Source organism: Gryllotalpicola kribbensis, from assembly GCF_039538245.1.
Taxonomy (GTDB): Bacteria; Actinomycetota; Actinomycetes; order Actinomycetales; family Microbacteriaceae; genus Gryllotalpicola; species Gryllotalpicola kribbensis.
In genome coordinates, this window is the sequence record NZ_BAABBX010000005.1 from 132,688 (window position 1) to 146,991 (window position 14,304).

12 protein-coding genes are annotated in these 14,304 nt (G+C 69.9%); 8 read left to right on the forward strand and 4 right to left on the reverse strand.

Annotated features, from left to right (window positions below; translation table 11 throughout):
• Positions 1-16 precede the first annotated feature (16 nt).
• Positions 17-1,720 carry an ABC transporter family substrate-binding protein gene (locus tag ABD716_RS03900; RefSeq protein ID WP_344774000.1) on the forward strand — a complete coding sequence of 568 codons (1,704 nt, stop codon included), beginning with the start codon at positions 17-19 and terminating at the stop codon, positions 1,718-1,720.
• A gap of 134 nt (positions 1,721-1,854) precedes the next feature.
• Positions 1,855-3,774, forward strand: a complete 1,920-nt coding sequence (gene typA, locus ABD716_RS03905; protein ID WP_344774002.1) for a translational GTPase TypA — start codon at positions 1,855-1,857, stop codon at positions 3,772-3,774.
• A gap of 359 nt (positions 3,775-4,133) precedes the next feature.
• On the opposite strand, the gene ABD716_RS03910 is transcribed toward typA, so the two are convergent.
• Genes ABD716_RS03910 through efeU form a run of 4 tightly spaced genes read right to left on the reverse strand, consistent with a single transcriptional unit; the run spans position 4,134 to position 8,951 of the window.
• Positions 4,134-4,778 carry a hypothetical protein gene (locus ABD716_RS03910; RefSeq protein WP_344774004.1) on the reverse strand — a complete coding sequence of 215 codons (645 nt, stop codon included), beginning with the start codon at positions 4,776-4,778 and terminating at the stop codon, positions 4,134-4,136.
• A gap of 48 nt (positions 4,779-4,826) precedes the next feature.
• On the reverse strand, positions 4,827-6,107 hold the full coding sequence (gene efeB / locus ABD716_RS03915) for an iron uptake transporter deferrochelatase/peroxidase subunit (protein ID WP_344774006.1): 1,281 nt from the start codon (positions 6,105-6,107) through the stop codon (positions 4,827-4,829).
• The gene (gene efeO / locus ABD716_RS03920; RefSeq protein ID WP_344774009.1) at positions 6,104-7,357 is read right to left on the reverse strand and encodes an iron uptake system protein EfeO; all 1,254 of its coding nucleotides are present in this window, start codon (positions 7,355-7,357) and stop codon (positions 6,104-6,106) included. Before efeO ends, efeB begins: the two co-directional genes overlap by 4 nt.
• Positions 7,344-8,951, reverse strand: a complete 1,608-nt coding sequence (efeU, locus tag ABD716_RS03925; protein WP_344774012.1) for an iron uptake transporter permease EfeU — start codon at positions 8,949-8,951, stop codon at positions 7,344-7,346. The genes efeO and efeU overlap by 14 nt, the downstream gene beginning before the upstream one ends.
• 149 nt (positions 8,952-9,100) lie before the next feature.
• On the opposite strand from efeU, the gene ABD716_RS03930 reads away from it, so the two are divergent.
• From ABD716_RS03930 to flgK, 6 genes are all read left to right on the forward strand, one after another.
• Positions 9,101-9,505: a hypothetical protein gene (locus ABD716_RS03930; protein ID WP_344774014.1), complete on the forward strand. Its 405-nt coding sequence runs from the start codon at positions 9,101-9,103 to the stop codon at positions 9,503-9,505.
• A gap of 9 nt (positions 9,506-9,514) precedes the next feature.
• Positions 9,515-9,835 carry a ferredoxin gene (fdxA, locus tag ABD716_RS03935; RefSeq protein WP_344774016.1) on the forward strand — a complete coding sequence of 107 codons (321 nt, stop codon included), beginning with the start codon at positions 9,515-9,517 and terminating at the stop codon, positions 9,833-9,835.
• Between the two features lie 10 nt (positions 9,836-9,845).
• Complete coding sequence (gene dapC / locus ABD716_RS03940; RefSeq protein WP_344774019.1) at positions 9,846-10,949, forward strand: succinyldiaminopimelate transaminase; 1,104 nt, start codon at positions 9,846-9,848, stop codon at positions 10,947-10,949.
• A gap of 73 nt (positions 10,950-11,022) precedes the next feature.
• Positions 11,023-12,306 (forward strand): citrate synthase, encoded by a 1,284-nt coding sequence (locus tag ABD716_RS03945; RefSeq protein ID WP_344774021.1) that lies wholly within the window; start codon positions 11,023-11,025, stop codon positions 12,304-12,306.
• 63 nt (positions 12,307-12,369) lie between these two features.
• Positions 12,370-12,861 (forward strand): flagellar export chaperone FlgN, encoded by a 492-nt coding sequence (flgN, locus tag ABD716_RS03950; protein WP_344774024.1) that lies wholly within the window; start codon positions 12,370-12,372, stop codon positions 12,859-12,861.
• The gene (flgK, locus tag ABD716_RS03955) at positions 12,861-14,291 is read left to right on the forward strand and encodes a flagellar hook-associated protein FlgK (RefSeq protein WP_344774026.1); all 1,431 of its coding nucleotides are present in this window, start codon (positions 12,861-12,863) and stop codon (positions 14,289-14,291) included. Before flgN ends, flgK begins: the two co-directional genes overlap by 1 nt.
• Positions 14,292-14,304: the final 13 nt, after the last annotated feature.

The window sequence follows — 14,304 nt, forward strand, 5'->3', positions numbered from 1 at the left end:
GAAGAGGAATCGCACCATGAATCGCAGAAAGAGTGTCCTCGCTGCCACGGCAGCGCTGGGCGCGACAGCGCTGCTGCTGACCGGCTGCGCCCAGGGCAACAAGCCCACGTCGAACCCGTCCGCGGCCAAGTCGTCGTCCGAGCTGCCCGCCACGGGCTGGACATCGGCCCCCGCCTCCGACGTCAAGCAGGGCGGCACCATCACCCTGCCCGTCGCCAGTGTCCCCGTGAACTTCAACGGGCTCACCGTCGACGGCAACGAGGCCGACACCACGCTGCAGAACTCGCCGACCAGCGGCGGCCCGATCGTCTTCAAGGAAGACGGCACGCCCACCGTCGACAAGGACTACGCCGAGTCGGTCGAGCTCACCAGCAAGAGCCCCGAGGTCGTCACCGTCAAGCTGAACCCGAAGGCGGTCTGGCAGGACGGCACGCCGATCACCTCGAAGGACTACCAGGCGACCTTCGCCGCCATGAGCGGCAAGGACACCAAGTTCAGCATCGCGAGCTCGAACGGCTACAGCCAGGTGTCCTCGTTCGACATCAAGAGCGACACCGAGTTCACGGTCACCTTCGGCACGGACTTCGCCGACTGGCAGAGCCTGTTCGGTGCCCCGCTGCCGGCCTCGATCGCGAGCGACCCGAAGCAGTTCAACGACGCGTATGCCACCAAGCCGCTGCCCTCTGACGGCCCGTTCATGTACTCGAAGGTCGACAACACGGGCGGCGTCTACGAAGAGGTGCCGAACCCGAAGTGGTGGGGTGACAAGCCCAAGCTCGACAAGATCATCTTCAAGGTGATCGACGACACCTCCGCCACCGCCACCGCGTTCGCCAACAAGGAGCTCGACGCCCTCGACATCGCGAGCGCGGCCGACTCCTACAAGACGGCCAAGAGCCGCAGCGACGCCGAGCTGCAGATCTCGGGCGGCCTCACCTGGACCCACGTGACCCTCTCGGGCACGCAGGGCCCGACCAAGGACGTCAAGGTCCGCCAGGCCATCGCGCACGCGATCAACCGCAAGCTCATCGCTCAGTCGGCGAACGCCCCCGTGGGCGCCCCGGCCGAGACGCAGGGCAGCTTCATCTTCATGCCCGGCCAGAAGGGCTACGAGGACTACGCCGACAAGTACATCGCCTACAACCCCAAGAAGGCGAAGTCGCTCCTCAAGGAGGCCGGCTACACCGAGTCGAACGGCTCGTGGAGCAAGGACGGCGAGCAGCTGAAGCTCACCATGGTCATCCCGCAGGGCTCGGCCACCAACAAGCAGCGCGCGCTGCAGGTGCAGTCCGACCTCAAGGCGATCGGCATCCCGGTCGAGTTCAATGAGGTTCCCACCGACAAGTTCTTCAGCGACGACTATGTGCTCGGCGGCAACTTCGAGATGACCGGCTTCTCGTGGGTCGGCACGCCGTTCCCGATCTCGTCGGGTCAGTCGATCTACGTGACGAAGGGCGAGCAGAACTTCGGCAAGGTCCCGGCTCCGGGCCTCGACGAGCTCTACAAGCAGGCGAACTCGCTCGACGAGGACACCCGCTACGCCGCGGCGAAGAAGATCGACGAGTCGCTCTTCAAGACCGTCCCGATCATCCCGCTCGCGCCGCTGCCCAACGTGGTGGCGGTCACCAAGGGCCTGGTCAACTTCGGCGCGACCGAGTTCCAGGCGGGTGGCCTCGCGATGGGCGCCGCCGACTGGACCACGGTCGGCTTCAAGAAGTAGTCACCTCGCTCTCACGAGCAAGCTGAACGGGCGCTCGGCGTCCCCCGACTAGAATGGTCGGGTGGGCGCCGGGCGCCCTTTCTGTGCGCGCCTCAGCGCCGCCCCTCTTTCTTCACTCACGAAACGGATGCCTTATGGCTATCGCCCTCCGCACCGACCTGCGCAACGTCGCGATCGTCGCCCACGTCGACCACGGCAAGACCACCCTCGTCGACGCGATGCTCAAGCAGACGAACTCCTTCGGCGAGCACGCGCACGTCGAAGAGCGCGCCATGGACTCGAACGAGCTCGAGCGCGAGAAGGGCATCACGATCCTCGCCAAGAACACGGCGATCTCGTACAACGGCGAGCACGCCGCCACGCACAACCCGGGCGGCCCCATCACGATCAACGTCATCGACACCCCCGGTCACGCCGACTTCGGCGGCGAGGTCGAGCGCGGCCTGTCGATGGTCGACGGCGTCGTGCTGCTGGTGGATGCCTCAGAGGGGCCGCTGCCCCAGACGCGCTTCGTGCTGCGCAAAGCGCTCGAGGCGAAGCTGCCCGTCATCCTCGCGGTGAACAAGACCGACCGCCCCGACGCCCGCATCGACGAGGTCGTCGCCGAGGCGCAGGACCTGCTGCTCGGCCTGGCATCCGACCTGTCCGACGACGTGCCCGACCTCGATGTCGACGCGCTGCTCGACGTGCCGGTCGTCTACGCCAGCGGCAAGGCGGGCCGCGCCTCGCGCAACCAGCCCGCAGACGGCGCACTGCCCGACAGTGAGAACCTCGAGCCGCTGTTCGGCGCGATCCTCGAGCACATCCCGGCCCCGTCGTACGACGACGAGGCGCCGCTGCAGGCCTGGGTCACCAACCTCGACGCGTCGCCGTTCCTCGGCCGCCTCGCGCTGCTCCGCGTCTTCTCGGGCACGATCAAGAAGGGCCAGACGGTCACTCGCGTGCACCACGACGGCACCACGTCGAACGCCCGCATCACCGAGCTTCTTCTGACGAAGGCGCTCGAGCGCTTCCCGGCCGAGTCCGCGTCCGCAGGCGACATCGTCGCCGTCGCCGGCATCGAGGACATCATGATCGGCGAGACCCTCGCCGACCCCGACGACGTTCGCCCGCTGCCCGCGATCCACGTCGACGAGCCCGCCATCTCGATGACGATCGGTATCAACACCTCGCCGCTCATGGGGAAGGTGAAGGGCCACAAGCTCACCGCGCGCATGGTGAAGGACCGCCTCGACCGCGAGCTGGTCGGCAACGTCTCGCTGCGCGTTCTCGACATCGGCAAGCCGGATGCCTGGGAGGTGCAGGGCCGCGGCGAGCTCGCGCTCGCGATCCTCGTCGAGCAGATGCGTCGCGAGGGCTTCGAGCTCACGGTCGGCAAGCCCCAGGTCGTCACGAAGAAGGTCGACGGCAAGGTGCACGAGCCCTACGAGCACGTCACGATCGACATCCCCGAGGAGTACCTCGGCGCGATCACCCAGCTGCTCGCCGCCCGCAAGGGGCGCATGGAGGGCATGTCGAACCACGGCACGGGCTGGGTGCGCATGGAGTTCGTCGTGCCGTCACGCGGCCTGATCGGATTCCGGACCGAGTTCCTCACCACCACTCGCGGCACGGGCATCTCGAACGCCATCTCGCACGGCTACGACGAGTGGGCCGGCCCGATCGTGACCCGCAACAACGGCTCGATCGTCGCGGACCGGCAGGGCGTGGTGACCGCGTACGCGATCATCGGCCTGCAGGAGCGCATGAGCTTCTTCGTGAACCCCGGCGACGAGGTCTACGAGGGCATGGTCGTCGGCGAGAACTCGCGTTCCGACGACATGGACGTGAACATCACGCGTGAGAAGAAGCTCACCAACATGCGCACGTCGACGGCCGACAACTTCGAGGCGATGACGCCGTCGCGTCAGCTGACGCTCGAGGAATGCCTCGAGTTCGCCCGCGAGGACGAGTGCGTCGAGGTCACGCCAGAGAAGGTCCGCATCCGCAAGGTCGAGCTCGACGCCACGGCGCGCGGCCGCGCCGCCGCCCGGCTCAAGAAGCAGGACGCGTAGCGGACTGCGTCCGATGGGCAGAGCGCAGGACGCGTAGCTGACTGCGCCGCGTGCGTGCTCGGCAGAGCGCAGGACGCGTAGCGGACCGCGCCGCGTGCGTGCTCGGCAGAGCGCAGGACGCGTAGCTGACTGCGCCGCGTGCGTGCTCGGCAGAGCGCAGGACGCGTAGCTGACTGCGCCCGCCTGCCCAGCCGCGCTCCGCTCGGGCACCGGCCCCATCCCTTGTTCGCACTTGCATGAGGGAACAGTTCTAGGCGCGCCCTGAGCTCGCTCGCGAAACTGTTCCCTCATGCAAGTCGCGCGAGGGGAAGGCATGGGGCGGCGTCTGCTCGTGTTCGTGTCAGGCAAGCCGCGCGAGCTCAGGCGCGTCGCGCGAGGGCGTCGTCCACCTCGACGGGCAATCCCGCCTCGCGTGTGCGTGAGCGCACGGGGTGCGACGTCGATGCGATGACGCGGGCGAGCTGGTCGGCGCTGAGAAGCCCCTTGTCCAGCAGATCCGCGATCACGGCGGCGCCCTCCGCGGGCGCGAGGCAGGTGCGCAGCGCCTGTCGGAGCGCATCACTCGCGGGCATGGTCACGCGTGAGATCGGTGCACCCGCGTGTGCTGCTCGTCGGGTCTCGTCGATGGTCGGCAGGGGAAAGCGGGGGACACTCCAGTGCGCGCGGATGAGCCGCGCCGCCCCGAAGCGACGCGCGGACGAACGGCCGTCGTTCGGGGCAAGCCTGAGGTGCAGCGCGCCGTCGTCAGCCGTGGCAGCGACGAGCACGCCGAGTGCCGCGAGCGCGCTCACGCAGTCGAGGCGGCCGCCGCAGCGCGCGGCGAGGAGCTCGTCGTCGCTGAGGTGCGCGCAGACGTAGACGTTCGGGCGCAGGCGGCGGCTAAGGCCGTAGTCCGTGCCGAACGGCGTCACCGCAGACCGGTGACCCCAGATCTCAATCAGCTCGGGGTAGCTCGCGATGTGGCCGAAGGAGCAGAGCGGCGGGAGCGGCGGCAGGGCAGGCATCCGCCCACTCTGCCGTTCTCATCGAACGGGCGGGGGCGTCCTCCACAGCTAGGCGAACAGGCCCTCGGCGAGGTAGTGGCCCTGCTTGGCGGCCGGGGGGACGAAGAAGATGCCGGATCCGATGTGCGAGATGTACTCGTTGAGGCGGTCGGAGGAGCCGAGCTTGGCCTGCAGCGTCTCGAACGACGCGGGGTCGTTCTGGTACGAGATGAACAGCAGGCCGGCGTCCAAGAGCCCGTACTGGTTCAGTCCGTCGGTGTAGTTGTAGCTGCGGCGCAGAATCTTGAGGCCGCCGTTGTTCTCGTGGGCCGCCAGCGCGATGTGCGAGGTGGGCGAGATCTTCTCGGTGCCGTCGGCGCCCTTCGCGTGGAAGTCCGGCGTCGTGAACTCGTGCCCGCCCGACAGGGGAGCGCCCTCGCGCTTGTCGCGCCCGAACACCGTGTTCTGGTCGCTGACGCGGTCGGCATCCCAGTTCTCGATGTTCATCTGGATCTTGCGCACCACCTGGTAGGTGCCGCCCTGCGTCCACGCGGGCCCCGAGTCCTTCACCCAGACGAACTTCTCGAAGTCGGGCTCCTCCTTCAGATTCCGCGTGCCGTCCTTGTAGCCCATCAGGTTGCGGGGCGTGGCCTGGCCCTTGCCGGCGGAGGCGCGGCCGAAGCCCATCACCGTCCAGCGCGTCGCCGCGGTGCCCTTCGCCATGCGGGCGAGGTCGCGGATCGCGTGATAGGCCACCTGCGGGTCGTCGGCGCAGGCCTGCAGCGACAGGTCGCCGCCCGAGAGCTCGGCCTTCATCGCATCGGACGGCAGCGCCTTGAGCTCGCGCATGAGTGCCGGCTTCTTCGCGGCGAGTCCGAACTCGTCGGTGAAGATGCGCGGCCCGAGCCCGACCGTGACCGTGAGCCCGGCGGGAGCCAGGTCGAGGGCCTCGCCGGTGTCGACGCCGATGCCGTCGACGCGGTTCGGCTCGACCTGCCCGATCGTACGGCCCTTCATGAGCTGGGCGATGGCGCCCGACCAACGGGCGAGCAGCACCTGCAGGTCGCTCGCGAGCGTCGACGACACGTCGAAGGTCATGTAGACGCAATAGCGCTGGGGCGCCGTGCGGATGCCCGACTGCTCGGCGTCGCCGTAGAAGGCGTGCTCGACCGAGAGGTCGACGACCTCGCCGTCGCTGTCCGCTGCCGCGGCATCCGCATGCGCGAGGCGGCCCGCGGCGTAGCCGCCTGCGGCGCCGACGACCAGGCCGCCCGCGGCCGCGGCGCTACCGAACAGCAGGCCGCGGCGTGAGACGCCCTGGTCGTCGGGGGACGTGTCCGGATCGCTCAAGCGGCGGTCGCCACCTTCTCGGCGATCTTCGACAGCGGCTCCTGAAGCGCCTGGATGGCGTGGCTCAGCTTCGAGGCATCCGTCTGCTTCAGCTGCGGCGTGTAGTCCTTGTAGCCGCCGGGCACGCTCGGGTCGCGGTAGGCGTCGAGCATCGAGGTGACGTTCGCGAACTGGGTCTGCACCGTCTTGGTCAGGTCGGGGTCGATCTGCTTCATGCCGGGCTCGAGGTAGGCGAACGCCTGCTCGGCGCCCTCGACGTTCGCGGCGAAGTCGACGAGGTCGATGTGGCTGTAGGACTCCTCTTCACCGGAGATCTTGTTCGTCTGGACCTCTTCGAGCAGGCCGGCGGCGCCGTTCGCGAGATCTTCGGGCTTGTAGCTCAGACCCGAAGCGAGCTTGGCGAGCGTCCTGACGTTGGCGTCGAGGTCGCTCGCGTACTTCTTCGTCTGGGCGGTGATGGCGCCGTTCTGCCACAGGTCGCGCTCGACCGCGTGGAAGCCGGACCAGCCGACGGCCGGGTCGAGGTTGCTCGCGCGCATGTCGATGAGATAGTCGAGGTTGCCCTTGTTGCTCGTCGCGTCGGCGCCGGGCAGCAGGAATCCGTCGACGTCGGACTCGACCTTCTCGTAGAAGGGCCGCGCGAGCGCGTAGTCCTTCTTCGCCTCGGCCACGTCGCCCGCCTGCACGGCGGAGTTCAGCGTGCCGACAGCGGTCACCATGTCGGCGAGCACGCCGGCGACGTACTTTCCGTAGCCCTCGGTGCCGTCGGCGAGCACGGTCTGCACGCTGCCGGTGGGCTGGGCGGCCGCCTTGCCGGTGACCGTGAACTTCTGCTGCTCGGTGTCGGCGCCCGGGCAGTACACGGTGTAGCTGCCGCCGCCGAGCGTGAGCGTGAGCTTCACCGGCTCGAGGCCGGGGGCGAGGTTCTCCTTCTCGCCGACGATGCGCTGGCCCTGCAGCAGCTCGACCTCGGTGATGGCCGTCGAGCTGGTGTTGGCGATGGTGAAGGTGACGGGGCCCGCCTTGGCGCTCGTGTGGTCGACGTCGCAGCTGTCGCCGCTGCCGCCGGTGAGGGTGATCTTGACCTGGCTCGCGCCGCTCTTCACCGGGGCGACGGATGCCGCGGGCTTCTGCGCCGCGCCGGAGTCGTCGCCCGAGCCGCCGCTCGCGCAGGCGGTCAGGGCGAGTGCGGTGGCGGCGACGAGGCCGGCCGCCGCGATCAGGCGGCGGGGGGAACTACTGAGCTGCATAGCTATTGCTCCTCTGGGGCGTCGCCGGGATCGCAGGCGACGCGGTGGGGCCGACAGGGTTTTTCTGGCTGGTGAGGGCGCGGCGGCGCGAGCGCAGCCCGAAGGCGGCGGTCACGAGGGCGGCGAGCCCTAAGGCGACGGGGAGCTGCACGGCCCAGAGCGTGCGCTCGGCGTGTGCGGCGTCGGCGGCGGTGACGGCGTCGGCCGCCTTCTGAGCGGAGGCCGAGGTGAGCGACCAGCTCGCCGCGGCGTACTGCGGGGCCTCGACACTGATCGAGCGCGGGCCGGTCAGGCCGCCGCCGGAGAGGGTGAGCACGGTGCGCGCGGTCTGCGCGGCGTCGAGCAGCACACCGTGCGCCGACCACACCTCGAGCGAGCCGCCCGCGGCCCAGCGCGCGTCGAAGGGGCCCGGGTTCGTCTGCGGGTTCACGCCGACGGGAAGGCGCCCGCCGTTCAGCTCGACGAGCTGTGTGAGGGTCAGCGTCGTGGGCGCCGCGGTGTCGCCGTGCTGCGCGGGCAGCTTCCAGCGCTGCGCGGGGATGCCGTTCAACTCGGTGGCGGATGCCTTCGCGGGGTCGAGGGCGACGCGTGTGCTGTGCCCGTCGAGGGTCACGTAGAGGGCGTCGCGCGTCAGCTGGGCGGTGCCGGAGCCAGCGACGCCCGCCGTGGACGAGATGTGCGCCGCCGGAAGCGAGGGCGTGCCGACGCGCGGGAAGAATGCGACCAGACCGAGCGCGACGACCGCGAGCGCGCCCGCGATGCCGAACTGCACCCGCGCGATCTGCATGCCCTGGGCGCGGCGTGCGCGCGGCCAGTACACGAAGAGGGCGACCGGAACGAGGTAGGCGAGCCAGCCGATGACCTCGATGAGGCGCGGGTCGGCCGGGATGCCGAGCACGCCGGTCAGCAGCGAGGACTGCACCGTGCCCGGCCGCACGACGGCGCTGAGGTTCAGCACGGCCTGCTGCCCGGCGTTGAGCCAGCCGGCCTCGTGGGCGGTGCGCAGCGCGGTGAGCACGAGGCCGGCCGCGACCAGGATGAGGAACCCGCCCGTCCAGCGGAAGAACGTGGAGAGGTTGAGCTTGACGCTGCCCGCGTAGATGCCGATGCCGATCAGCACGGCGGCGAGGACGCCGATCACCGCGCCCGTGGCGGCCAGGGTCATGCTGGTCGAGGCGCTGAATGTGGCGAGCAGGAACACGCTCGTCTCGAAGCCCTCTTTGAGAACCGCGAGGAAGGCCATTCCGGCCAGCGCGTAGGCGTGGCCGTCGTTGATCGCCTCGCTCGCCTCGGCCTCGAGCTCGCGCTTCAGCCCGCGCGAGTGGGTGTTCATCCACACGATCATCCCGGTGACGAACACGACGGCGACGGCGCCGATGACCGACTCCATGCCCTCCTGCGCGGCCTGGGGGAGTGCACGCTCGATGACGCGCAGCACGACGCCGACGGCGATGCTGAGGGCCACCGCGACGGCCACGCCGATCCACATCGGGGTCAGGCTCTTGCCGTTCTTGCGCAGGAAGGCCGCGATGATCCCGACGATCAGTGCGGCCTCGAGGCCTTCGCGCAGGCCGATGACAAGAGTGGGGAGCACAGGGCGCTTTCGCTTCGACGGGTGGGGAGAGCGGCCGAGCAGCCGCCGAGTAAGGCTTACCTTACGAAGGTCAGCCTAAGGTGCGCTTGGAAGCGGTGGCAAATCTCTGGGCGGGGTCCTGCGGTGCGGGGCATCCGTAGCATGGGCACATGCAGAATCGCCTCGGTGCGTCGCTTCTCGCCTTCGTCGTCGGGCTGATCCTCGGCGTCGTCGGCACCTTCAACCACCGCGGCGTGCTCGGCATCGGGGCCGTCGACCTGCCGTGGGGCATCGTCGTCTCGGTGCTCGGCGCCGCGTGCTTCCTCGTCGGGGTGCGCCTGTACTCAGGCAGCCGGCTCGTGACGGTCTGCGGCACGCTCGGCCTGCTCGTGCCCATCTTCGTGTTCTCGTTCCAGGGCCCCGGCGGCTCGGTGGTCATCGTGCAGGACACCCTGGGGCGGGTCTGGGACTGGGTGCCCGCGCTCATCGCCGTCGGAGTGCTCGCCTGGCCGCAGCTGCCGCCGCGCGAGCCGCGCGACCCCGGTGCGGAATTCGCGGCGCCGCCGACTCCATAAACTGGTCTCATGACCTACGTGATCGCCCTTCCGTGCGTCGACGTCAAGGACCGTGCCTGCGTCGACGAGTGCCCGGTCGACTGCATCTACGAGGGCGAGCGATCGCTGTACATCCACCCCGACGAGTGCGTCGACTGCGGTGCGTGCGAGCCGGTCTGCCCCGTCGAGGCGATCTACTACGAAGACGACCTGCCCGGCGAGTGGGCCGACTACTACAAGGCCAACGTCGAGTTCTTCGACGAGATCGGCTCACCGGGCGGCGCCGCCAAGGTCGGCGTGATCGCGAAGGACCACCCGCTCATCGCCGCGCTGCCGCCCCAGAGCCGCTGAGCGCGCTGCCGTGGCGATCACCGAGCTTCCCGACTACCCCTGGGACCGGATGGCCCCGTACGCCGAGCGTGCGCGGCAGCACCCCCAGGGCATCGTCGACCTGTCGGTCGGCTCGCCCGTCGACCCGACGCCAGAGCTGATCCGCACCGCGCTCGCCGAGGCGACCGACGCCCACGCATACCCAACGACGGCCGGCACCCCGGCGCTGCGCGAGGCGATCGCCGCCTGGTACGCCCGCCGCCGTGGCGTTCCCGGCCTCCAGCCCGCCAACGTGCTGCCGTCGATTGGCTCGAAGGAGCTCGTCGCGCTGCTGCCGCTGCTCGCCGGCATCCGCCCCGGCGACATCGTCGTGCACCCGCGCGCGGCCTACCCGACCTACGCGGTCGGCGCCGCGATCGCGGACGCGACGGCCGTCGCGTCGGACGACCCCGCCGAATGGCCAGAGGGCACGAAGCTCGTCTGGCTGAACTCGCCGGGCAACCCCGACGGGCGCGTGCTCGACACCGACTTCCTGCACGCCGCCGTCGCCCGCGGCCGCGAGCTCGGCGCGCTCGTCGTCAACGACGAGTGCTACGCCGAGCTCGGCTGGGAGGGGCGCTGGGCCGACGAGCCGGTGCCCAGCATCCTCGACCCGCGGGTCACCGGCGGCGACCTCGCGGGCGTGCTGTCGGTCTACTCGCTGTCGAAGCAGTCGAACCTCGCGGGCTACCGGGCCGCGTTCGTCGCGGGCGATGCCGCGGTGATCGACGAGCTGCTCACGCGCCGCAAGCATGCGGGCCTCATGCTGCCCGCTCCGCTGCAGGCCGCGATGGTGGTGGCACTGGGCGACGACGCGCACGTCGCCGCGCAGAAGGAGCGCTACCGCGCGCGGCGCGAGGTGCTCAAGCCCGCGCTCGAGCGGTGCGGCTTCACGATCGACCACAGTGAGGCGGGCCTCTATCTCTGGGCGAGCGAGGGCGTGGATGCCTGGCAGAGCATCGACCGGCTCGCGGGCCTCGGCATCCTTGCCGGCCCCGGGGAGTTCTACGGCGAGTTCTTCGCCGACCACGTGCGCTTCTCGCTCACCGCCACCGACGAGCGCATCCGCGAGGCGGCGCTGAGGCTTTCTCGATAGGCATCGCGCAACACTGCGCATATAGGGTTGACCAGCGAGCGTCACGGCTCGCGCAGCAGACGAAGGAGTTCTCGTGCCCGATTCTGACGACCAGTTCGCGACGCTCTCCTACCCGGGCGGGCAGGCGCGGTTCCCGATCCGCGCGGCGGTCGACGGGCATTCGAGCATCGACATCTCGTCGCTGACGAAGCAGACGGGGCTGACGACGCTCGACTACGGCTTCGTGAACACCGCCTCGACGGCATCCGCCATCACCTACATCGACGGCGACGCGGGCATCCTGCGCTACCGCGGCTACCCGATCGAGCAGCTCGCCGCGGGCTCGAGCTTCCTCGAGGTTGCGTGGCTGCTGATCTACGGCGAGCTGCCGAGCGCCGACGAACTGGCCGACTTCACCGAGCGGATCCGCCGGCACACCCTCGTGCACGAGGACCTGAAGCAGCTGTTCAGTGCGCTGCCGTACCACGCGCACCCCATGTCGATGCTCTCGAGTGCGGTCGGGGCTCTCGGCACCTACTACGAGGCCGACGTCGACGACCCGCAGTCCGTCGAGCTCGCGACGATCCGCCTGCTGGCGAAGATGCCGACGATCGCGTCGTATGCGCACAAGAAGAGCCTCGGGCAGGCGTTCCTGTACCCCGACAACTCGCTGTCGTACGTCGAGAACTTCCTGCGCCTGAACTTCGGCACCATGGCAGAGCCCTACGAGGTGAACCCGGTCGTGGCGCGCGCCCTCGACCGCCTGCTGATCCTGCACGCCGACCACGAGCAGAACGCGTCGACGTCGACCGTGCGGCTCGTCGGGTCGACCAAGGCCAACATCTTCTCGTCGATCTCCGCCGGGATCTCGGCCCTCTACGGGCCGCTGCATGGCGGCGCGAACGAGGCCGTGCTCGAGATGCTCGCCGGCATCCAGGAATCCGGCGAGGGCGTCAAGAAGTTCGTCGAGCGGGTGAAGAACAAGGAGGACGGGGTCAAGCTCATGGGCTTCGGCCACCGCGTCTACAAGAACTACGACCCGCGCGCGAAGCTCGTGAAGGAGAGCGCCGACGCCGTGCTCGACGAGCTCGGCGTGCACGACCCGCTGCTCGACATCGCCAAGGAGCTCGAGCAGACGGCCCTCGAGGACGACTACTTCGTCTCGCGCAAGCTCTACCCGAACGTCGACTTCTACACGGGCGTCATCTACAAGGCGATGGGCTTCCCGCCCCGCATGTTCACGGTGCTGTTCGCGATCGGGCGCCTGCCCGGCTGGATCGCCCAGTGGCGCGAGGTGAACACCGACCCGGCCAGCAAGATCGGCCGCCCGCAGCAGCTCTACGTCGGCGCCGCCAAGAGAGACCTGCCGCAGCGCTGAGCCCGCGCTAACGGAATGATCATCGGTGACGATAGAGCACCGTGGATCTGACGGGAGGCGATCATGGGCGCCAGCGAGTTGTCTGCGCTGCTGTGGCAGGAGCGCGAGCTGCTCGACCTGCTCGAGTACCGACTCGAGGTGCAGCGGGCGCTGCTGACCGTCGGCGAGTCGCGGTGGGCGCAGCGCGCCGCCGATGACATCGAGGCGGCGACGGCGCAGCTGCGGAAGCTCAACATCGCCCGCGACGTCGAGGTGCAGGCCGTCGCCGACGACTGGAAGTTCAACGTCGTGAACCCGTCGCTGCGCGAGCTGATCGCCGCGGCGCCGCCCGACGGGCCGTGGCTCGAGATCTTCTCGGGCCATCTGCGCGCCATGCTGGCATCCATCGAGCGCATCGGCGCTTCGCGCGCGCAGAACGGGCGGATGCTGCGCGAGGCGATCCGCCACACGCAGGAGACCCTTGCCGGCAGCGGGGACCGCGCCGGCACCTACACCGCCGCCGGCACGACCGACACCGGAGCGCGGGCGGCCATTCTCTTCGAGGACGACGCCTGATGGCCAGCACGTTCAGCGGCATCGAGACCGCCTACTCGGGCCTCACGGCCGCCCGTGACGCGATGAACGTCACCGGGCAGAACATCACGAACGCCGGAACCCCCGGCTACACCCGCCAGCGTCTTCAGCAGAGCGCCGCCATTCCCGCGACCGAGACGCACTTCGCCTCGCCTCTCGCGCAGCCCGGGCAGGGCGTCGTCGTCAGCGGCATCCAGCGACTCACCGACGAGCTCACCAACGCGCGGCTGCGCACGGCCCAGGGACAGCAGGGATTCACCGGCATGCGCGCCGACGGTCTGCAGACCCTCGAAGACGGGCTGAACGAGCCGAGCGACACGGGCCTCGCCGCCCAGCTGCAGGACTTCTGGTCGAGCTGGCAGGACCTCGCGAACAACCCCGGCGAGCCCTCGGCCGGCGCCGCCGTGCTGTCAGACGCGCAGTCGGTGGTCTCGCAGCTCGCCAGCGGGTACCGGCAGGTGGCCACCCAGTGGTCGGGGCTGCGCACCCAGCTCTCGAGCCTCGCCGACCAGGTGAACCAGGCGGCCGACGGCATCGCCGCCCTCAACGGGCGGATCCAGCAGGCGACCGCGGCCGGGGCGTCCGCCAACGAGCTGATCGATCAGCGCGACCAGCTCGCGGCGACGGTGGCGCAACTGGTCGGCGGCACTGCGACGACGCAGGCCGACGGCACCGTGGCCGTCTTCGTCGCGGGGAACCTGCTCGTGAGCGGCCAGACCGCGAATCACGTGCAGCTCGCCGGCGCGACCGGGCTCGAGGGCGCCGCGGCCGACCCCGTGCGGCTCGAGTGGCAGGCGCACCCCGGTCAGGCGATCGCTGTCGACGGCGGGCAGCTCGCCGCCGGGATCTCGCTGCTCGCGCCGGTCGCGGCGGACGGCTCGGGCGGCGCGCTCGCGCAGACCGCAGAGGCCTACAACCAGGTGGCGACGGCGCTCGCCACGCAGGTGAACGCCGTGCACGAGGGGGCCGTCACCGCCGACGGCCGCACCGGCCTCGACTTCTTCGCCGTCGCCGCAGGTGGCCCGGCCGCGCTGGGGCTCACCGTGGTCGCCGCGACGCCCGCCGACATCGCGGCCGCCGCCCCGGGCGCCGGAAGTCTCGACGGATCGATCGCCGACCGGATCTCGCAGCTCGGCGCCGCCGCGGGCTCGCCCGACGCGCTCTGGGCGGGGCTCGTCGGCCGCGTCGGCAGCGCCTCGCAGTCCGCCCAGCAGCAGGAAGCCGTCGCGCAGGCCTCGCTCACGAGCGCGACGAAGGCGCAGCAGTCGATCTCGTCCGTCGACACCGATCAGGAGAACCTCGACCTGATCACCGAGCAGTCGGCCTACCAGTCGGCCGCGCGCGTGCTGACCTCGGTCGACCAGCTGCTCGACACCCTCATCAACCACACCGGCATCGTCGGCATATCCTAGGCAGGACGCACGC

Excerpts from the sequence above, each read along its gene's own strand:
- ABD716_RS03900 (WP_344774000.1), top strand. The coding sequence starts at position 17 with ATGAATCGCAGAAAGAGTGTCCTCGCTGCCACGGCAGCGCTGGGCGCG.
- typA (WP_344774002.1), top strand. The coding sequence starts at position 1,855 with ATGGCTATCGCCCTCCGCACCGACCTGCGCAACGTCGCGATCGTCGCC.
- ABD716_RS03910 (WP_344774004.1), bottom strand. The coding sequence starts at position 4,778 with ATGCCTGCCCTGCCGCCGCTCCCGCCGCTCTGCTCCTTCGGCCACATC.
- efeO (WP_344774009.1), bottom strand. The coding sequence starts at position 7,357 with ATGCAGCTCAGTAGTTCCCCCCGCCGCCTGATCGCGGCGGCCGGCCTC.
- ABD716_RS03930 (WP_344774014.1), top strand. The coding sequence starts at position 9,101 with ATGCAGAATCGCCTCGGTGCGTCGCTTCTCGCCTTCGTCGTCGGGCTG.
- fdxA (WP_344774016.1), top strand. The coding sequence starts at position 9,515 with ATGACCTACGTGATCGCCCTTCCGTGCGTCGACGTCAAGGACCGTGCC.
- flgN (WP_344774024.1), top strand. The coding sequence starts at position 12,370 with ATGGGCGCCAGCGAGTTGTCTGCGCTGCTGTGGCAGGAGCGCGAGCTG.
- flgK (WP_344774026.1), top strand. The coding sequence starts at position 12,861 with ATGGCCAGCACGTTCAGCGGCATCGAGACCGCCTACTCGGGCCTCACG.